This window comes from Vreelandella zhanjiangensis DSM 21076, from assembly GCF_000377665.1.
GTDB lineage: Bacteria > Pseudomonadota > Gammaproteobacteria > Pseudomonadales > Halomonadaceae > Vreelandella > Vreelandella zhanjiangensis.
Map to the genome: position 1 here is coordinate 603,494 of NZ_KB898646.1, position 20,358 is coordinate 623,851.

The following is a 20,358-nucleotide window of genomic DNA, read 5'->3' on the forward strand; positions in this document are numbered from 1 at the left end:
GTAACCTTCAGCCGCGCTTAGCGCGGCTGAGGGACAGGCACCAGCTGCTTGTCCCTACTTATCCAGACGGCCAGAATAATCGCTGGCAGACCCAAGAGCGTTGCGACCACAAAAAACGTGGCATAGCCCTGGGAAGTTACCACCACCCCCCCAAAGCCGCTTAAAAACTTCCCAGGCAGCGTCATCAGCGATGAGAATAACGCATATTGAGTGGCGGTATAGGCGCGTGAGGTAAGGCTTGATAAAAAGGCAATAAATACCGCGCTAGCCAAGCCGTTAGCCAGATTGTCGCCAATGATCGTGATCACCAGCATGGGTACCTGATTACCTATCAGGGCGAGTGCGGCAAACAGTAAATTCGTCAGCATCACAAACCCTGCCCCGATCACCAGCAGCGGGCCAATGCCGTAGCGGGCTACCAGCAAGCCGCCTAAAACGCCGCCGGTAATGCTCATCGCAATCCCAAATATATTGGTCACATTGGCAATAGTGGCCAGAGAAAAGCCCAGGTCGATATATAGCGGGTTAGCCATGGACGCCATCGCCAGATCGCTGATTCTATACACCGCAATAAACACCAGGATCCACAGTGCCTTTACTCCGAAGCGGCGAAAAAAATCGGTAAACGGGCACACGATAGCGCCAATCACCCAGGCACCCAGGCGACGCAATATTTTAGGTTTGCCACGGCTGGCGCGGATAAAGGCGCGCACTTTAGGCTCATGGATTAACTGTACCGAAAGCGAGGCGCGCTTGGGTTCCGGGCGAATCAGCACGGTGAGTACTCCCACGCCGACGAGTGCTGCCATGGTCAGATAAGCCGCATCCCAGGACACGGCCGAGGCGATATAAAGCGCTCCGGCCCCAGCGGCCAGCAGCCCCCCTCGATAGCCAATGATATAGGTGGATGCCATGGCGGCTTGCATATCATCATCGGCAGATTCGATCCGGTAAGCGTCAATGGCAATATCCTGCGTTGCCGAACCAAAGGCTACCAGCAGGGCAAAAATGGCGACTGCTCCCAAATTGCCAACAGGGCTTACGCCTGCCAGACCGACGAGCCCTGCAGCAATCATCCCCTGGGCAAGCAGCATCCAGCCGCGCCGCTGGCCAAAGGCTCGGGTGAGTAGCGGTAGCTCAAGCCTGTCCACCACCGGTGCCCAAAAAAACTTGATCGAGTAGAGCATGCCAATCCAGGCGAAAAACCCAATAGCGGCGACTTCAACACCGTCACTACGTAGCCAGGCGGAAAGCGTAGAGAACACCAGCAAAAAGGGTAGCCCAGCGGAAAAGCCTAAAAACAGCATGGTAATAACAGGTGCCCGGAAATAGATCGCCAGCGCGGCAAGCCAGCTACGCTGGGGCAAAAGGGTGGGCATAGTGTTCAACTCCAGAAAAAGACGTTGGCCTTGGCCAAGTGATAAACTGCATCAATGTTTTATGACAAAGCCGATAGCTTACCGGAGAGGAGTTTTGCATGTCGATCACGGCACACCAGGTCGTTACGTTGCACTACGTGCTTAGCGACATTTTAAGCGATGGAAGCGAGCAAGTACTCGATGATTCTAACGCGCGCGATAAGCCGCTTGAGTACCTGCATGGCCACGACAATATTGTGCCAGGCCTGGAGCAGGCGCTGGCCGGTCTAAAGGTAGGCGATGCGGCCACCGTAACGTTGTCTCCTGCTGACGCCTATGGCATGCGTAATGAAGCGCTGGTGCAGGAAGTGGGGCGTGGCTCGTTTGGCAATGCGGATTTGACGCCCGGCAGCCGTTTTCAGACCGAAGGCGAAGCCGGCCCACAAATTGTCACGGTAGTGGATGTGGTGGGCGACCGCATTACCATTGATACCAATCATCCCCTGGCGGGTCGCACACTCAGCTATCAGGTGAAAATCCTGGATACGCGTGATGCAACACGCGCAGAGCTTGCCAAGGGCCATCCGCTTCCGCCTGGAACCGAGCACAGCAAAGTAGAAGATCGGAAGGTCCTTTAATATTTAAAACTTGATCCAGGTCAGCACTGATTTAGCTAGAGCCCGATAAGATATTAATCAGCTGCTGAGTTAAGGCATTGTTTAAAGATTGTTGAAAGATTGCCTGCTTGGCATTGGGTAATTCGTGTTGTTGTACCGGTTGTACACCGTTTTCTTGGTTAGTAGGTGTTAAGCAGTGGACGTCTTTTTAAAGAGCCCCTCTTTGACTTAATAACTTGCTAAGCCTTTTGTCAGGGGAGGGAGGTTACTTTAGCTAGTAACTTTCCTTTTTTACCGGCCTCTTGGCCGGTTTTTTTTATTCTGAATTTTAAAAGATACCTACCGATTGCTATTGGTTTGGCGAAAGCCCTTTAAAATGCTTTAGCCAGTCCAGCACTTGATGCGAGGGCATAGGCTTTGAAATCCAGTAACCTTGCAGATAATCGCAGCCCATCTTGGATAGAAGGTCCGCTGTTTCGTGATTTTCGACGCCCTCAGCGATGACTTTCAGGCCCAGCCGATGGCCCAGTTCGATGGTCGAGCGTACTATCAATCGATCATCTTCATCGGTATTTAAGCGTAGAATAAAGGACTTGTCGATTTTAAGTTCATTAAACGGCAGGCGCTTTAACTGGGCTAATGACGAGTAGCCAGTTCCAAAGTCATCAATGGCCAGCACAATACCTAGCGCTGAAATCTCTTTTAGAATATTAACGGCCTGACTCATGTCCTGCATGGCAGTGGTTTCAGTAACTTCAATAGCAAGCTGGTCTGGGTCTAAATCATAAGTTTCAAGCAGCTGTTCCAGCTGTTGGGGAAGCTGTGCGTTAGTAATATCACTTGCGGATAAGTTGATCGCAACGGATAAACGTTGCCCGCTTTGATTCCATATATGCAGCTGCTGGCACACATGAACCAGCATCCACTGGCTCAATAGCGAAATATTGCCGGAGCGTTCGGCCAGTTCAATAAATTCATCAGGCCGGATAAGCCCGAGGGTTGGATGATGCCAGCGAATCAGCGCTTCAAAATGCTCGGCTTTTTGACTCTCAAGCGCGGCCTTGGGCTGGTAATCGATCCATAGTTCGTCATGCGTAACGGCGTTTGGCAGGTCATTGATCAGAGTTCGTTTGCGCAGCTGTAGCTTATCAAGCTCCTCGGTATAAAACTCGTACCTGACGGCTTTATCCTGAGCTTGCTGAAGGGCAATGTCGGCTCGTCGAAATAGCTGTTGCACCGAGTTGCCGTCGCTGGGAAAGCTTACGCTGCCTATGGAGCATATGGGTTTAACCGTGGAGAGGTGATTAACCGCAATCGTGTTTGAAAGGTGCTGAATCAGCAGCTCCAACCATGCGCTATTGGATGGGTCGCCTTCATTAATGATTAAAAATTCATTGTTAGTCAGCCGGTACGGATGATGCTGAGGGCTTGAGAAATCACGCAGCCTATCCGCAATGGCGATGAGTACCTGATCACCCACTGAGTAGCCGAAGGTGCTATTGATAGCGCGAAGCTCATGTAGCGCTAAACGCATTATGGTAAACGGCGTCTGCTGGGCAACCAGGTCTTCCAAAGAATCAAACGCGGCTACTTGATTGGGCAGTTGGGTGAGAGGATCACTTCGGGTCTGGAGCAACAGGGTCTTATCGCGCTTTTCAATATCGGCCTGTAAGGCAGTGATCGTTTTGCTGATAAGCCGGGTTTCGGGGTGTCTTTGGACTTGCGATGAAGAGGTAAATCGATAGCCATCGCTTATTTGGCTGGCCGTATGGCTGAGTTTATTAAGCGGTGAACTTAAACGTTTGGATATCCATAGGGCAAAAAGGATCAAGCATGCCGTGGTTAAAAGCGAGCTAAGTATAAGTTCTTTTTTTAACCATCTGTATCTATTCGAAAGCGCTGCCAGCGAATCGAGTAAGACACTAAACAGGTTTGGATAAACGGTTTGTAGGCTTGTATGAGAAGAGCTAGGGGCGAAATAGGGTTCGATTATGAACGCGATGCCGATAGGCAACTGTGACAGAACAATAATCAGTAGAAAAGTTAAAAAGAGGCGCGTTCTAAAGTGCATTCTTCGCTCACTTTTACAGCAGAATTATATTAATAACCATAAAGAAATGATGACGACGTGATGCTTTTTTGAAAGATACCCTTTTTTGCTAATTGATAGCTACCCCAATGGCTTGATTAGCTAATGCCCACCGTCATACGCGCATTTAAGCGCATGGCGGTGGGCATCGTAGTGCTTACCAGGGTTGGTTTACGCTGGCTTTTTCAAGCAGAAAGTCGACGATATGCTCAGCGGGCACCATCGTGGCTTCGCTGTCGCGACGGCCTTTGTACTCAAGCTCGCCGTTATCCAGGCTACGATCACCAATTACCAGGCGATGAGGAACGCCCATTAGCTCCAGGTCAGCAAACTTGACGCCGGGGCGCGTATCGCGATCATCCAGAAGTACGTCCAGGCCAGCGGTGGTTAACGCATGGTAGAGACGCTCTGATTCTTCGCGCACGCGCTGAGACTTGTGTGCATTCATGGGCACCAGCGCTACCTGGAAGGGGGCAATCGCATTGGGCCAGGTAATGCCCGCATCGTCGTGGTTCTGCTCGATAGCAGCGGCCACTACGCGGGTAATACCAATACCGTAGCAACCCATCCACGGATGGCTGGTTTTGCCGCTATCGCCCAGCACGCTTGCATTCATGGCTTCAGAATATTTCTGACCCAGCTGGAATACATGGCCTACCTCGATACCGCGCTTGATGGAAAGCGTGCCTTTACCATCGGGTGACGGATCGCCTTCGATCACCTTACGCAAATCGGCAACTTGGGGCAGCGCAACGTCGCGTTCCCAGTTAATGCCAAAGTAGTGCTTACCATCAATATTCGCGCCCGCGCCGAAGTCACTCATCAAGGCAACGCTGCGGTCAATAATGACCGGCATTTCAAGGCCGATAGGACCTAGAGAGCCAGGGCCTGCGCCTACGGCAGCGCGAATTTCTTCTTCGCTGGCCATCGTGAGCGGCGCCGCTACCTGGGGAAGGTTTTCTGCCTTCACTTCGTTCAGCTCGTGGTCGCCGCGCACCAGCAGCGTAATCAAGCCGCCTTCGGTGGCGTGAACCATCAGCGTTTTAACGGTTTTCTCGATGGGCAGCTTGAACTGCTCAACCAGAGCCGCGATGGTTTTGGCGTTCGGCGTATCCACTACGCGCATTTCTTCACCAGGTGCTGCGCGTTGTACGTCGCTGCCTAACGGCGCCGGTAGGGCTTCGGCTTTTTCCATATTCGCGGCGTAGTCAGACTCATTGGAGAACACGATGTCGTCTTCGCCGGAACTTGCAAGCACATGGAATTCATGGGAGCCGGTGCCACCGATAGAGCCGTTATCGGCAATCACCGGACGGAAATCCAAGCCCAAGCGGGTAAAGATTCGCGTGTAGGCGTCATACATACTTTGGTACGTTTCTTTCAGTGACGCTTCATCCAAGTGAAAGGAGTAGGCATCTTTCATGATGAACTCACGCGAGCGCATTACCCCAAAGCGCGGACGAATTTCGTCACGGAATTTGGTCTGGATTTGGTAGAAGTTGACCGGCAACTGCTTGTAGCTTGCGATCTCTTTACGCACCAGGTCAGTGATCACTTCTTCATGGGTTGGGCCCACGCAGTAGTCGCGCTCGTGACGGTCTTTGACGCGCAGAAGCTCTGGGCCGTACTGCTCCCAGCGGCCGGATTCCTGCCATAGCTCGGCTGGCTGAACGGCGGGCATCAATACTTCCTGGGCGCCAGCACGGTTCATCTCTTCGCGTACAATGGCTTCGACCTTACGCAGCGTACGTAGGCCCAACGGCAGCCACGTATATAAGCCTGACGTGAGGCGACGGATCATCCCAGCACGCAACATTAACTGGTGGCTAATGACTTCGGCGTCGGCCGGGGTTTCTTTTAACGTAGCGATCAATAATTGGCTGGCGCGCATGTGCGGTAAAATTCCTTAATGTTAAAAAAGCCGCTGGCTTAGCGTTGAATGCCAGCATTGTACGTCTTAGCGGCTAAGGCGGCAAAATCAACCAGCCGCCATAGGCGCTGTGCACCGGGAAGTTTGTGTTAATATGGCCGTGATTTTGCGAGCGTTAACGAGCATTATTTCAATAATTCAGCCTCAATGCCCGCTATCGTTTCTGTTTATTAATGAGGGGACCTTCATGCAGCAGACTGTACGCCGTTGGTTAACGGGGGCCGTTGTAGGCGCCTCAATCATCACGCTGAGCGGTTGCGGTACTATGTTTCACCCTGAGCGAAAAGGCCAGTTAAGCGGCCAGATCGATCCGGTTATTGCGGTTGCCAACGGTGTGGGCCTTCTATTTTTTATCGTACCGGGCGTTATTGCCTACGCGGTCGATTTTTCAAATGGCACTATCTATTTGCCAGGCAATAACAGCGCATCTGTCGATGTTCTGCACCTGGATGATACGTTGAATGTGGCGTCACTTGAAAAGCTGCTGTCTGATAAAGCGGGTAAGCCGGTGAGTTTAAAAAGCGAGCTGGTGATGATTGAAGAGATGGACAACCTGGAAGAAGCGCTCGCCATGGTGCGGATGTCAGGCGTAATGGATGAAGAGCGCCTGGCAACCATGTAAATTGCCCAACGGCTGCGTTGCTACACAAAACCCCAGAGACGCTTACGCGTATGGGGTTTTGTCGTTTTATGGGCAGGCTATTTGGCAGCGGTAAGTTTCAGGGTAATCAATCCTGCCACTAAACCCCAGAAAGGCCCGCCAATGCCAAGCAGCGTAATGCCCGAACCCGTCAGCAAAAAGGTGACAATGGCCGCATCGCGGTGACGGCTATCGGCAAAGGCGCTTGCCAAACCTCCGGCAAGCGTACCCAATAGCGCAATGCCTGCCAGGGCAATCACCAGTACGCTGGGGAGCGCATTAAACACCCCGGTCACCGTAGCACCGAAAATCCCCATGATGATATAAAAAACGCCGGCGGCCATACCTGCCGTGTAACGGCGGCGAGGGTCGGCATGAGCATCTGGGCCCATGCAAACCGCAGCGCTGATGGCGGCCATATTGAGGGCGAAACCACCAAAGGGCGCAAGAAGCAGAGAGGCCCCACCGGTCCAGCTGATCAGCGGTGAGCTGTTAGCTTGATAGCCCGCAGCCCGTAATACCGCCATGCCAGGCAGATTCTGCGTTGCCATGGTGATAACAAAAAGCGGAATGCCCACGCCGATTAGTGTGGCAAATGAAAACGCAGGCGTCATAAACACAGGCGTAGTGGGGGACAGCGGAATATCCTGCAGATTGATTTGCCCCTGCAGTATCGCAACCGCTACGCCGGTTAACAGTACGCCAGGCACCGCCAGTGTTGGCCAAAGGCGCCTACCCATTACCCAGGCCGCCAGCATCACCAGCGGCATTAGCCACTGGCTTTCCATTACGTTAAATAGCTCAAGCCCAAAGCGCAGCAAAATACCGGCCAGCATCGCTGCGGCAATGGCGCCGGGAATGTAGCGCATCAAGCGTTCAAAAAGGCCGGTTACTCCGCATAGGGTGATCAATAGCGCCGAGAAAAGAAAAGCCCCGATAGCTTCTTCAAGCGGAATGCCCGGCAAGCTGGTCGCCAGAAAAGCCGCCCCCGGCGTAGACCAGGCGGTAAGCAGCGGCATGCGATAACGCAATGAAAGGCCAAATGATGTAAACCCCATGCCAATACCCAGCGCCCAAAGCCAGGAACTGATTTGCGCGGCAGAGGCGCCGCTGGCTTCGGCTGCCTGAAAGATAATCGCAGCAGAGCTTGTATAGCCAATCGTGACCGCGACAAATCCTGCGGTAACGGTTGAAAGGCTGACATCTTGCCAGAAGGCAGGCCGTTTGGCAGGCGGCTGGGCCTGTTCTATAGCATCATTGTTGGCCGCCATACTGCGCTCCTCTAAGGTGGCTGGGTGTTTATCGATTACTTACCATGATTAAATTGTTCTGTGCGCTATAACGCACAAATGTCACATTATCATTGTGCGTTATGACGCACAATTGGCTTGAGGATTTTGATTAAAATAGATCCTGAAGCTTTATAAGCGCTGAAGCTTGTCCTAAAGCGCTGGATGCATAAACGAGCAAACATTCAAAAAGCTCAGCGATGGCCCGATTAAGCTGCCTGTTTTAAAGAGGGATTAGATAGGTAAAATAGCCAAGCCTTGAGGAGATAATAATGCCTACCCAGCCCCCCGCTATTGCTGAGCATGTTGCCAGTACCGTTAAACGACTGCGTAAAGAGCGTGACTGGAGCCTGGATCGTGCTGCCGGCGAAACCGGAGTAAGTAAAGCGATGCTCGGACAAATCGAGCGCGGTGAATCCAGCCCGACCGTCTCAACGCTCTGGAAAATAGCCAGTGGCTTTCGGGTGTCTTTTTCTACCCTGTTCGATAGCCAGAAACCGGTGCAGGGCGAACTGCGCCGGGATAGCGGGGAGTCGGTATGGGGAGATGACAGCGCGGGCATGCAGGCTCGACTGATTTTCCCTTACGATCCGTTGTTAGGCTTTGAGATGTTCATGATCGAGCTGGCGCCTGGTGCGATCAGTGAGTCAACGCCACATGCCGAGGGCGTGGTAGAACATATTGTAGTGATTGAAGGAGAAATGGAGCTGCGTATTGATGAGCGCTGGCAAACGCTTGGTGTGGGCGAGGGGCTGCGCTTTTTTGCTGACCGCCCCCACGCGATGCGTAATACCGCGACAACACGTTTACGCTTTCATGATGTGATTCACTATTTACCCGGCGCGGCATCCAATGCTTGAGCACGTAACCAGCGGATCTCTTCATCCCAGATTTCAGGCTCGACGGTTTCTAAAATCATGGGGATCCCGCTGATACGTGGTTCCTGCATGATGGTGGTAAACGCCGCCAAGCCAATATTGCCTTTCCCCAAGCTGTGATGGCGGTCTACCCGGCTGGCAAAACCGCTTTTCGCATCGTTTAAATGCATCCCTCGAAGATACTCAAACCCTACAACGCTGCCTAGTTCATCCAGGGTGGCCTGCGTTGCCTCGCGGCTGCGCAAATCATATCCGGCGGCAAACGCGTGGCAGGTATCAATACACACGCCGACGCGAGATTTATCATCGACATGCTGGATAATTTCAGCAAGATGCTCAAAGCGCCAGCCAAGGTTGGTGCCTTGCCCGGCGGTGTTTTCAATCACCGCGGTCACGCCTTGAGTCTGGGCGAGGGCTTCATTGACGGACTCTGCAATGCGCTTTAAACAGTCGCCTTCACTTATCTTGTTCAAGTGACTGCCAGGATGGAAATTCAGCAGCGTTAAACCTAACTGCTCGCAGCGCTGCATTTCATCTAAAAAAGCGTTGCGCGATTTCTGCAGCCCTTCGGCTTCCGGGTGGCCCAGATTAATCAGATAGCTATCGTGGGGCAGAATCTGCTCAGGCTTGAAGCTGTGCTGGCGGCAGGCATCTTGAAATGCCTTGATGGCTTGCTCCGTCAGCGGCTTGCCCTGCCACTGGCGCTGATTTTTGGTAAATAGCGCAAAGGCATTTGCGCCGATCTCAACCGCCCGATGTACCGCCTGATCTGCACCCCCGGCAGCACTTACATGGGCACCTACATACTTCATTGTTATCCCTTACTGTTTGGCTAAGCGTTGATTATCCAGAAAGCGCTGAAAAATAGCAGGTTCATCGGTAATCACGCTAGCAATCCCCCAGCTCCAACGGCTCTGAAAGGCGCTGGGGTCGTTGGCGGTGTAACAAAGGAGCTGGTAACCCGCTTCATGCATGGCGTCGGCCTGGGCGCGTTTCAGGCGGGGCCAGTGCGGATGGATGCTATACGCGTCAACGGCTTCACACTGGGCACGCCACGCTTTGGGCGTGCTGCCAAATAAAACGCCTAGCGCCAGATCCTTTTTAGGTGCAAAGGTACGGCATTGGTGCAGAGCACTAAGGTCGAAGGACGAGATAACCAGACGCTCGGGAGGTAGGGCCCTCAGCACTTCTGGCATGACGCGATCAACCAGCTCAATAGGGTCGCGGCCCTTGTTGACCTTGATTTCCAGGTTGACGCCCATTTCCAGTTCGTTAATAAGTTCGAGCATCGCCTCAAGGCTTGCTATTTTTTCGCCAGCAAAACGATCACTAAACCAACTTCCTACATCTAATGCCTGGGCCTCTGGCCAAGTGAGCCTATTAAGCGCGCCGCGTCCATCCGAGCAGCGCGCTACATCAGCATCGTGCCAGATAACCGGCGTGCCATCACCGAGTAGCTGAACATCAAGCTCTACCCAGCGGGCGCCCGCTTCATAAGCTGCGCGCACGGCGGCAAGGGTGTTTTCTGGGGCAGCTGCGGAGTAACCGCGGTGGGCAATCAGCGTGGGAAGCGTAATAGCGGGATGGGTCATCGTTCGTCCAGAAGCGTTACCGTTTAAAGTGATCTGAGTTTAGCACGAGCCTATGACATCAGCGTGTCACTCAAGCGCGGTCGATGTGAGTAAGCTCAAGGCATTGCTTGATTTCTTAAGCGTGACGCGGTTGGATAACAGCACCTAGTGTTGCCAATAATTAACAAGGAGTTTCGTTTATGTCCAAGCGTATCCAGCTTTCCAAAACAGGTGGTTCCGAGGTGTTGGAGTGGGCCGATACTGAGCCGAAAGCGCCGAGTGCTGGTGAAGTAAGAATTGCCAATAAGGCCGTTGGGCTTAACTTTATCGATATCTATTTCCGTACCGGGCTTTACCCGGCGCCTTCCATGCCAACAGGCCTGGGAACCGAGGGCGCAGGTGTTGTCGACGCTGTTGGCGAGGGCGTGACCCATTTAAAAGAGGGCGACCGGGTAGCCTACGCTCAGGGGCCGTTGGGCGCCTACGCCGAACTGCATACGTTGCCCGCTGCAAAGGTGGTGAAGCTTCCTGACTTTATCGATTTTGAAACGGCCGCCGCCAGCATGCTGAAAGGCCTTACCGTGCAGTACCTTTTACGCCAGACCCATGAGCTAAAAGGTGGCGAGACGATTCTGTTTCATGCCGCTGCGGGTGGGGTGGGTTCTATCGCATGTCAGTGGGCCAAGGCTTTGGGCGTTAAACTGATCGGTACTGTCAGCTCCCAAGAGAAGGCTGATTTAGCCATGGCGAATGGCGCCTGGGCGACGATTAACTATACCGAAGAAGACGTGGTTGAGCGGGTACGCGAACTGACCAACGGCGAGATGTGCGACGTGGTTTACGACTCCGTGGGTAAGGACACCTGGGAGATTTCCCTAAACTGTTTGAAGCCCCGCTCATTAATGGTGAGCTTTGGTAATGCGTCAGGCCCGGTGGATGGCGTGAATATCGGCATTCTCAATCAGAAAGGCTCACTTTTCGTAACGCGCCCCAGCCTCAATGGCTATGCCGATACGCGTGAGCGCCTGGAAATGATGTGTGAAGATTTCTTCAGCATGATTGAAAGCGGCAAAATCAAAATTGACGTTGCTAACCGCTATCCGTTGGCCGACGCTGGCAAGGCGCAGGATGCGCTGCAAAACCGTAAGACGACCGGTTCTACTGTCTTGCTGCCTTAAATCATAGAATCTGAGGATCGGAATCGTTTAAAGCGAAAGGCTTGAGCTGATTCCGATCCTGTTGATAGCACGTGTTTTCTTACAAAAAGCGCTCTCTTCTATGTTCCTTAATTCCACCTTCTATACTTCTTGACCCAATAACCTGATCACCCTTAGGCATAAAAACAAGCCGAGAGCATGAGCCAGTAGGGCAGCTTTCGTTTTATTGCATCTTGTCATCTGCAGGGCCTATACGGTTGTATAAATATCGCCTAATGTGTGAGGGTTATTTGACCGTTAACTTATATTGCGGCTCAAAAAAGCAAGCCGATAGGGTAGTGCGGTCGCCTTGCTCTTATCCAATGGCGGCACAAGGAGGTGATTAGCATGGCGGCGGAAATGATCGGTTTGGCGCCCAGCACGCTGGTGTTTATTGTGTTGGGGTTAACACTCATGGCGTTTGTTTGGGGGCGCTTTCGTTATGACTTGGTGGCCCTAACGGCGCTTTTAGCATCGGTGATGTTAGGCCTTGTGCCTGCTGATTCAGCGTTTGCCGGATTTGGTCACCCTGCAGTGATTACCGTTGCTGCCGTACTGGTGTTAAGCCGGGGTTTTGAGCGTTCTGGCGTCGTGGATATTATCTCTAACCAGGTGCTGAAAGTGGGTGATCGGCTAATCCTCCAGCTGCTGGTGCTGGTGGGTACCGTCGTGGTGCTGTCAGGGATTATGAATAACGTTGGTGCGCTGGCGCTGTTACTGCCGGTCGCCATGCGCCTGGCCCGGGAACATGATACCTCGCCTTCAATACTCCTGATGCCGCTTGCTTTCGGTTCGTTATTGGGCGGCCTCACCACGCTGATTGGCACCCCACCCAACATTATTATTTCTACTTATCGGGGTAATATTACCGGCGAAAATTTTGGCATGTTCAGCTTTTCGCCCGTGGGTATCGCGGTGGCTGGCGCGGGTCTGGCTTTTATTGTACTCATTGGCTGGCGCTTAACGCCAAAACGTAGCGGGCAATCTTCTACCGATGAGATGTTTGATACCGCCAACTACTTGGTAGAGCTAAAAGTCACCAAGGACTCCAAAGCCAACGGCTTGACCCTGCCTCAGCTACGCGATGAGCTTGAGGAGGCTATTCCGGTACTTGCCGTCGTGCGCGACGATAACCGCCGGGCGGGCTACTCTTTTCACGGCATCTTGCAAGAGGGCGATATTCTCTTGCTGGAGGCCGGGCCCGATGAGCTTAAGCTTCTGGAAGATAAAGTGGGTTTAAGCGCTATCGCCGAGCCAGAAGAAGCGCCGGATGAAAGCGATGCGACAACCGATAAAACTGCCGAGGACGAGGCGGAAGGCACAGATGTCCGCCAGCCGGTCAATACCGAAGGGCTACAGCTGATCGAAGCTGTAGTACGTAATGACTCGATGATGAATAACCGCAGCGTCCGACAGCTGCGTTTAAATCAGCAGTTTGGCCTGCATCTGGTGGCCGTCGCCCGGGATGGTAGCCGTTTGAAGCAGCGGCTAAGGGATATCCGCTTTAAAACCGGGGATGTCCTGCTGCTTCAGGGCAGTGAAAATGAGATAAGCGATAGCCTCTCAACACTCGGCTGCCTGCCCCTAGCCAGCCGGGCGCTTAATTTAGGCCAGCCGCGTAAGCTGGCTATCTCTATCGGAATATTTGCCCTGGCGATTGTCGCCATGCTGTTGGACCTGTTGCCTGCTGCCGTGGCGATGAGCAGTGCGGCCGTGGTTTCGCTGCTGATTGGCGTATTACCCCTGCGTGATGGCTATCAGGCAATTGATGGGCCGGTCATCGTATTGCTTGCCGCGATGCTGCCCGTAGGGGAGGCTCTGGAAACTAGCGGCGGGGCCGATATTGTCGCCAATACCTTGCTTACCCTGGGTGCCGAGTGGCCCATCTTTATCTCCTTGATTGGCCTGTTCGTGCTTACCATGCTGCTTTCAAATGTGGTGAATAATGCTGCTGCAGCGCTGCTGATGGCGCCTATTGCGGCGAGCCTGGCGCAGGGCTTTGACGTATCGATCGACCCATTCTTGATGGTGGTGGCCGTGAGTGCCTCGTGTGCCTTCTTGACGCCCATCGGGCATCAGTCCAATACGCTAGTCTTAGGCCCCGGTGGGTATAGCTTTGGCGACTACTGGAAATTAGGGCTGCCGCTTTCGGTCGTTGTGTTAATCGTCGCGTTGCCTGCGATCTTATGGGTGTGGCCGCTATAAGATGTAAACATGCTCTCGGTAAGCGGCCCGGCCTTTCCGCTCTGCACTAGTCAAAGAACTATTTATCAAAGACTATCAGATTTCGAAAATTTTATTACCCTGTTACGCTTAGCGATAATTACAAAGTGAACGGGCCGGGCCTATGAATCAACAATACCGTCAGGATGCGATCGTCGAGCTGGTTCGCCAACACGGCTATATGAGCATTGAGCAGCTGACTGATCACTTCGCTGTAACGCCACAAACCATTCGGCGTGATTTAAATACCTTGGCCAATGAAGGGCGGGCCCGGCGGGTTCATGGGGGCGTGGGTATTGAATCAAGCACCGTGAATACGGCTTACAGCACGCGTAAAACGCTTCATCTGGAAGAAAAGGAGCGTATAGCGCACTGCCTGGCGCAGCACATTCCTAACCATGCATCGCTGTTCATCAATATCGGCACCAGCAATGAGGTGATCGCCCAAGCGTTGCTTGAGCATCAGGGGTTGGAGATCATCACCAACAACCTGAACGTGGCGGCTATTTTGCAGCATAAAGAAGACTTCAACGTGATTATCGCCGGTGGGCAGGTACGCTCTCGGGATGGCGGTATTATTGGTGAAGCCACCATCGATTTTATCAATCAGTTCAAGGTTGATTACGGCATTATTGGCATCAGCGGTATTGATGAAGACGGCTCGCTTCTGGAGTTTGACTACCAGGAAGCACGGGTCGCACAGGCAATCATTGCCAATTCACGGCGGGTGTATCTGGCGGCTGACTATTCCAAATTCCACCGTAATCCGGTGGTGCGGCAGGGGAATTTATCGCAGCTGGACGCGCTGTTTACCGATCGTAAGCCGCCTGAGGCTATTCGACAGCTGCTTTCGCAATATGAAGTCACGCTGCATGTCGCCTAAGCGAGATCGGATAAATTTCCGCCGGTAAAAAACATCGCGTAGCCATAACGCTCAATCGATGGCTACGCTGCTTTCACTCTTCACTCTTCACCCTATCCGCTGTAAGTCTTTGACACGTTTAGGCGCTGGCTGTGGCTAATGTAGTCGAGCTACAACCCGGTGTGCGTCCAATGATGCATTGTTAGTTTACCATCCATCAATCATAGTCAAAGCGTGGCTTAGGTAGGGGGTCGCTATCCCGATTACCTTATCCAAGTCCTGCTACGTAACCATAGTGCTTCAGCATAACCAGGCGCTAAAGGGCGAAGGTCTATAAAGCTTGCGACCGTTCGCAGTCACCGAACCAGGCACTTATCCGGCCTGGCATGAGTAGCAACGTCACCATACGCCATTAGACGACTGCCTATGTGTTAATCGATACGCATACAGCAGCGGATGACCATACCATGAGGTACTGACCATGAACTGCATTGAACTTAGCCAGCAGGCCGACCAGATAGCCAGTACGTTTAGCAAGCTAGATTTGGCTAAACTGGTACTCGCTCTAAAAAGCAACCGTGAGTCGCTTCAGCACGCCGTAGAAGTAATCGATACTATCGATAGCCGAATGGGCTGTACGCTTGATGAAGCCTGGGATGAGGTGCTGGCCGGTGATTCACAGCTGCTTATCATTAATGAAGAGTAGATGAGGGCGTGAAGTTGAGCGCCTGATACTCAGCCCCTTCAGTGTTTGAAGGGGCTTTTTGCTTTTTATAAGCAGCTCTGTATTTCATGAAGTGAATCTTTCAAACTACCGAGATGATTACTGCACTATGCTTGCAGAGCTTCAGGCTGCGCGGTGTTAACGCGATTATCAAAATAGGTGGCGAGCCGTTGTTCGGCCTGTTCGCCAAACAGCACGCGACACGCCTGCTTTAAACCCTCTGACTGGCGCAGCTGCTCCTGGTCAACCACAAGCGATATTTTGGAGCGTCGACGTAGGAAGTCTTCAAGCTCAGTAATCATTTCATGATCGCGTGCATGTTCAAGCTCAACGCGAATATATTCGGTGCCTTCAATCAATAGTGCCCCTTGGCTGGGGTCTTTTTCGATTTGCTCAAGCATGGCGAAGGCTTTATCGGCGTAGCGACGCCATAGGCGTATTGAAAGAGGCTCTGACGACGTTGGCGCGGTCAGCGAGTCAAGATCCATACGTTTTGCCTGCGCCATAAACTGCTGCTTAATCGGCAATGCCGGTTCGCCATACCAGTGAAAATCAGGCTTGGGTAACGTTATGCCAAGCGTAAGCAGTGCATCTGAGATTTCATCGCCCACGTTTAAGCAGTCGGTAAGCTTGCCACCAAAAATACTGATATGCGCGTTATCGGTATTAGTATCTATCACGTGTTTACGCGAAAGCTGCAGAAAATCGCGATCACTACCTTGATCTGACTCCACTGCCAGGGGACGCACGCCGCAACGGGTAGAAATAATATCACTGGGAGTAAGTGGCTTATCCAGCGTTAGCCGCTTATTGATATTATCCAACACAAAATCGATGTCTTCCTGGGTAACCACCGCATCAGGGTGATCCATATGAGTGTCGGTTGTGCCAATGCAGGTCCGGTTGCCCATGGGGATTACAAAAAATAGCCGCCCATCGTCAGCAAAGAAGGCCAATACACGCTTTGAATCCGTCAGCTGGGGCACAATCAGGTGAATGCCCTTGGAGTAGAGGTGCTGATGAGACGTTTGCTCGCCGGTAAGCTCATTGTGATGGTCGACCCAAGGCCCCGCGGCGTTGATCAATACTTTGGCGCGTATTTCAAACGTGCTGCCATCCATTGTATTACGAGCTTTGGTGATCCATACGCCGTCTTTACGTTCAGCACCCAGCGACTCTACATAGTTGGCCGCTGTTGCGCCGAAGTCGAGTGCGTGGCGTATAAAATTGAACACGAACCGTGCATCGTTATCGTGAAGATAGGCGTCAGAATATTCAAACCCACCTACGGAACGATCGATATTGATAATGGGTTCTTCGCGTTTAATATGTTTGGGTGCGAGCAGGCGCGGGCGTTTGGTAAATCCGTTGCCCATTAACCAATAAAGCCATGTGCCTGCCCAGAGATAGCGCGGCGAGTGACGAAAGCCTTTGGTTATCGTGGTAAGAAAACGAATTTCCTGCACCGTAGAAGGGTAGCTCTTGATTAAGTGGTTGCGGCTTTTGCAAAGCTTGCGCACCAAGCCAAAATCATTGCTTTCCATATATTTGATGCCTCCCCATACCAGATTCGAGGAGTGCATGCTGGTGCTGCCCGCGAAGTCGCCACGATCTATCAGTGCGACACGCGCCCCTTTACCAGCCAATGCCGCCGCGCTGGCCGCACCGTTAATACCACCACCAATCACCAGCGCGTCAAAGGTGGTACTCGCTAATTGACTAACGTTTTGTTCGCGCAGCGTCATGGAGGCCTCATTAATGGAGTGGGTAAGCGTAGTAACCAAGGCTAGAAGCGGTTATGTTCATTTGTGAAAGAATATGTGATCGTTTTCGATCTTTCAAGTTTGAAAGTGAACATTAATGGTCCTAAAAGCTGCCTTCATTATGTAGCGATCAATGAAGGTTGCTTTACGCTTAAGGCTTTCTTGTCAATTATGCCTAGTGCAGGGCGGTTGCCCGCCCTGCAGGTGGGTGCTTAGTTACTCCTGGCGCGAGCCAGCCGCCATCCAGGCTTCCATCATTTCTTCGTAAGGTACGGTAGTGCCCTGGGGCATCTCGTCATCAAGTTTTTGTTTCGGCGCGCCTTCGCGGTCTAGCCAGACCTGAGGATCTTCCTCCTCGTTGAGTACCGGCGCGTAGCTATCGAAGACATTGGCACGGGCCAGGCGGTTCATAGTGTTGTCCATTTCCGCTGCCAGCTTGTCCAGGCCTTCCTGGGGCGAGACTTCTCCGCTCATTACCGGCGCCAGGTTTTGCCACCAAAGCGGTGCCATGCGTGGGTAGTCAGGCACGTTGGTTCCGGTGGGTGTCCAGTTGGACTCGTTAGGGCTGCGATAGAATTCCACCAGGCCACCCAGCTTGGGTGCCATTTCGGTCATCTGTTCTGAGAAGATATCAGACTCACGAATAGGCGTTAAACCGTGCATGAGCTTTTCAAGCGATACCGTTTTTGCCACGGTAAACTGGGCGAAAAGCCAGGCAGCTGTGCGGCGGTCTTCAGGCGTCGAGTCGAAGAACGTCCATGCCCCCACGTCCTGATAGCCTACTTTCATGCCCTCTTCCCAATACGGGCCGGTGGGAGACGGTGCCATACGCCATAGTGGATTGCCTTCATCATCGGTTACCGCCACTGACGGGTCGACCATGTCGGCCGTAAAGGTGGTGTACCAGAAGATCTGCTGGGCGATATGCCCCTGCGCAGGTACCGGTCCTGCTTCACCAAAGGTCATGCCTTGAGCTTCAGGTGGCGCGAAATCGCGTAGCCAATCGACCGCTTTTTGCATCGCAAATACCGATGCTGGCGAGTTGGTAGCGCCGCCGCGACTGACGCTGGCGCCTACCGGCTGGCTATCTTCGTTGACGCGAATCCCCCAGTCGTCCACTGGGTTGCCTGACGGGATGCCAGGGCTACCCATGCCTGCCATGGAGAGCCATGAATCGTGGAAGCGCCAGCCTAGTGACGGGTCGCGGCGGCCGTAGTCCATATGACCGTATACCTTTACACCATCGATTTCACCCACATGTTCCGAGAAGAACTCGGCAATGTCTTCATAGGCTGTCCAGTTGGTGGGCACTCCCAGATCGTAGTCATAAATTTCCCGGAACTGTTCCTGCAGATCCTCGCGCTGGAACCAGTCATGGCGGAACCAGTAGAGGTTGGCGAACTGCTGGGTGGGCAGTTGGAACAGGCTGCCATCTGGCCCGGTGCCATACTGCAAGCCAATAAAGTCGTCCAGATCCAGCGTGGGCAGTGTGTAATCTTCCCACTCATTCTCCATCGCTTCAGACAGATTGACCGTCGTGCCATAGCGAATGTGTGTACCGATAGAGTCGGTATCGTTCACAAAACCGTCGTAGATGCTGTTACCCGACTGCATCTGGTTCTGCATGGTATCCACCACATCGCCCTCACCAATGATGTTGTGGGTCACGTTGATACCGGTCAGTTCTTGAAAGACTTCTGCCAGAACCTCACTTTCATATACGTGAGTCGTGAGGCCTTCGGCCACGGTCTGAATATCCATGCCCCGGAAAGGCTCGGCGGCGTTGGCAAACCACATCAGTTCTTCAATCTGCTCTTCACGGCTTAGGGTTGAGTTTTGAAAGTGCTCATCGACTAGGCGTTCGGCGATGGCGCGAGCGTCGTTTTCCTGGGCTGACAGCGCGCCCGAGGCTAGCAGCAGGCTTGCGGCGAGAGTGGTCAGTCTGAATTTGTTGTAATGCTTGTGCATGGTGACCTCGTTTTGTTGTGTTCTTCCCTGATGGCTTGGCCGTCCCTGATACCGATTAAACGCTGGCAGCTAGCCCCAGCGCATTAATACCAACAGCCATATGGCTGATACCGCTAGTGCAATCCAGATGGATAGTGAGGTGAAGCCAATCACACCCAGATGGATAAACGCAGCCGAGAGCAGGCCGATAAACAGCCTGTCCCCGCGCGTGGTGGAAATGGGCAAGAAACCTTTGCGCTCTATGGTGGGTGACAGAATTTCCCATATCGTCATCCCTGCCAGCATGGCCGCAATGGACGAAAAGAATATGGCGGTGGGCATGGTCCATACCATCCAGGACATGGCAAATCTCCTCAGGTACGGCCCAGGGCAAAGCCCTTGGCGATATGGTTACGAACGAAATAGACGACCAAGATGCCGGGGATGATGGTGAGAACCCCGGCGGCTGCCAGGGTGCCCCAGTCGATGCCGGAAGCGGTAGAAGTGCGCGTCATGATCATGCCGATAGGCTGGGCATTGGTCGCGGTTAGCGTGCGGGCCAGCAGAAGCTCCACCCAGGAGAACATAAACAGAAAGAACAGCGTGACACCGATACCCGAGCGGATCATGGGGATGAAAATCTTGACGAAAAAGCGCGGAAAGCTGTAGCCATCGATATAGGCCGTTTCATCAATCTCCTTGGGCACGCTGCTCATGAAACCCTCAAGAATCCAGATCGCCAGCGGGATATTGAACAGACAGTGGGCCAGCGCCACGGCGATATGGGTATCGAACAGGCCTACCGAGTAGTAGAGCTGAAAGTAGGGCAGCAAAAATACCGCAGGCGGGGCCATCAGGTTGGTCAGCAGCCAGAAAAACAGATGTTTGTCGCCAATAAAGGTGAAGCGGCTGAAGGCGTAGGCAGCCGGTAGTGCTACGCAGATAGTGATGAGCATGTTCATCGCCACGTAGAGCATCGAGTTGACGTAGCCCATGTACCAGCTCGAATTGGTAAAGATGCCGATATAGTTATCGAAGGTAAGGTTTTGTGGCCACAGCGTCATTGAGCCGAGAATTTCGCTATTGGTCTGTAGTGACATATTGATCAGCCAGTAGATGGGCAGAATCATCAATATCAGATAGAGGCCAAGCAGGCAGTTGGCACGCCAGCGCGAGCGGGCATTTCGGTTACGCCGCTGGGCGGGCGTTACCTTGCTGAAAATGGTGGTGTACTTTTCGCCGCGCTGAGTATTTTCGAGTTGGTAGCTCAT

The 20,358-nt window shown here is 52.9% G+C and carries 17 protein-coding genes; 7 read left to right on the forward strand and 10 right to left on the reverse strand.

From position 1 onward, the window contains the following. Positions 1-17: 17 nt before the first annotated feature. A complete protein-coding gene (locus D467_RS0102615; protein ID WP_018915953.1) occupies positions 18-1,379 on the reverse strand; it encodes an AmpG family muropeptide MFS transporter in 1,362 nt (453 codons plus the stop codon). A 98-nt stretch (positions 1,380-1,477) separates the two neighbouring features. Here D467_RS0102615 and D467_RS0102620 point away from each other — a divergent pair, with 98 nt between their 5' ends. After that, positions 1,478-1,996 (forward strand): FKBP-type peptidyl-prolyl cis-trans isomerase, encoded by a 519-nt coding sequence (locus D467_RS0102620; protein WP_018915954.1) that lies wholly within the window; start codon positions 1,478-1,480, stop codon positions 1,994-1,996. Positions 1,997-2,324: 328 nt separating this feature from the next. On the opposite strand, the gene D467_RS18975 is transcribed toward D467_RS0102620, so the two are convergent. Beyond that, the gene (locus D467_RS18975; protein ID WP_167324147.1) at positions 2,325-3,806 is read right to left on the reverse strand and encodes a putative bifunctional diguanylate cyclase/phosphodiesterase; all 1,482 of its coding nucleotides are present in this window, start codon (positions 3,804-3,806) and stop codon (positions 2,325-2,327) included. Between the two features lie 415 nt (positions 3,807-4,221). Next, on the reverse strand, positions 4,222-5,955 hold the full coding sequence (locus D467_RS0102630) for a proline--tRNA ligase (RefSeq protein ID WP_018915956.1): 1,734 nt from the start codon (positions 5,953-5,955) through the stop codon (positions 4,222-4,224). Between the two features lie 226 nt (positions 5,956-6,181). On the opposite strand from D467_RS0102630, the gene D467_RS0102635 reads away from it, so the two are divergent. Further along, positions 6,182-6,616: a hypothetical protein gene (locus D467_RS0102635; protein ID WP_026285580.1), complete on the forward strand. Its 435-nt coding sequence runs from the start codon at positions 6,182-6,184 to the stop codon at positions 6,614-6,616. A 77-nt stretch (positions 6,617-6,693) separates the two neighbouring features. Here D467_RS0102635 and D467_RS0102640 read toward each other — a convergent pair whose 3' ends face one another. Next, positions 6,694-7,905: a benzoate/H(+) symporter BenE family transporter gene (locus D467_RS0102640; protein WP_018915958.1), complete on the reverse strand. Its 1,212-nt coding sequence runs from the start codon at positions 7,903-7,905 to the stop codon at positions 6,694-6,696. A 290-nt stretch (positions 7,906-8,195) separates the two neighbouring features. On the opposite strand from D467_RS0102640, the gene D467_RS0102645 reads away from it, so the two are divergent. Continuing rightward, the gene (locus tag D467_RS0102645; protein ID WP_018915959.1) at positions 8,196-8,783 is read left to right on the forward strand and encodes a helix-turn-helix domain-containing protein; all 588 of its coding nucleotides are present in this window, start codon (positions 8,196-8,198) and stop codon (positions 8,781-8,783) included. Here D467_RS0102645 and nfo read toward each other — a convergent pair. Both nfo and D467_RS0102655 read right to left on the reverse strand, forming a co-directional pair. Then, positions 8,753-9,613, reverse strand: coding sequence for a deoxyribonuclease IV (nfo, locus tag D467_RS0102650; RefSeq protein WP_018915960.1), 861 nt, complete (start codon positions 9,611-9,613; stop codon positions 8,753-8,755). The two genes, D467_RS0102645 and nfo, sit on opposite strands and share 31 nt — an antisense overlap. A gap of 9 nt (positions 9,614-9,622) precedes the next feature. Further along, complete coding sequence (locus D467_RS0102655) at positions 9,623-10,393, reverse strand: glycerophosphoryl diester phosphodiesterase (protein WP_018915961.1); 771 nt, start codon at positions 10,391-10,393, stop codon at positions 9,623-9,625. Positions 10,394-10,572: 179 nt separating this feature from the next. On the opposite strand from D467_RS0102655, the gene D467_RS0102660 reads away from it, so the two are divergent. The 4 genes from D467_RS0102660 (at position 10,573) to D467_RS0102675 (ending at position 15,359) form a co-directional block, all read left to right on the forward strand. Further along, on the forward strand, positions 10,573-11,550 hold the full coding sequence (locus tag D467_RS0102660; protein ID WP_018915962.1) for an NADPH:quinone reductase: 978 nt from the start codon (positions 10,573-10,575) through the stop codon (positions 11,548-11,550). Between the two features lie 366 nt (positions 11,551-11,916). Next, a complete protein-coding gene (locus tag D467_RS0102665) occupies positions 11,917-13,773 on the forward strand; it encodes an SLC13 family permease (protein WP_018915963.1) in 1,857 nt (618 codons plus the stop codon). A 142-nt stretch (positions 13,774-13,915) separates the two neighbouring features. Then, a complete protein-coding gene (locus D467_RS0102670) occupies positions 13,916-14,674 on the forward strand; it encodes a DeoR/GlpR family transcriptional regulator (protein WP_018915964.1) in 759 nt (252 codons plus the stop codon). A gap of 460 nt (positions 14,675-15,134) precedes the next feature. Further along, on the forward strand, positions 15,135-15,359 hold the full coding sequence (locus D467_RS0102675) for a hypothetical protein (protein ID WP_018915965.1): 225 nt from the start codon (positions 15,135-15,137) through the stop codon (positions 15,357-15,359). Positions 15,360-15,484: 125 nt separating this feature from the next. Here D467_RS0102675 and D467_RS0102680 read toward each other — a convergent pair whose 3' ends face one another. From D467_RS0102680 to D467_RS0102695, 4 genes are all read right to left on the reverse strand, one after another. Next, positions 15,485-17,122: a glycerol-3-phosphate dehydrogenase/oxidase gene (locus D467_RS0102680; protein ID WP_018915966.1), complete on the reverse strand. Its 1,638-nt coding sequence runs from the start codon at positions 17,120-17,122 to the stop codon at positions 15,485-15,487. Positions 17,123-17,356: 234 nt separating this feature from the next. Beyond that, a complete protein-coding gene (locus tag D467_RS0102685) occupies positions 17,357-19,108 on the reverse strand; it encodes an ABC transporter substrate-binding protein (RefSeq protein ID WP_018915967.1) in 1,752 nt (583 codons plus the stop codon). A 69-nt stretch (positions 19,109-19,177) separates the two neighbouring features. Next, positions 19,178-19,450 (reverse strand): DUF2160 domain-containing protein, encoded by a 273-nt coding sequence (locus D467_RS0102690; RefSeq protein ID WP_018915968.1) that lies wholly within the window; start codon positions 19,448-19,450, stop codon positions 19,178-19,180. Between the two features lie 11 nt (positions 19,451-19,461). After that, positions 19,462-20,358 carry a carbohydrate ABC transporter permease gene (locus D467_RS0102695; RefSeq protein ID WP_018915969.1) on the reverse strand — a complete coding sequence of 299 codons (897 nt, stop codon included), beginning with the start codon at positions 20,356-20,358 and terminating at the stop codon, positions 19,462-19,464.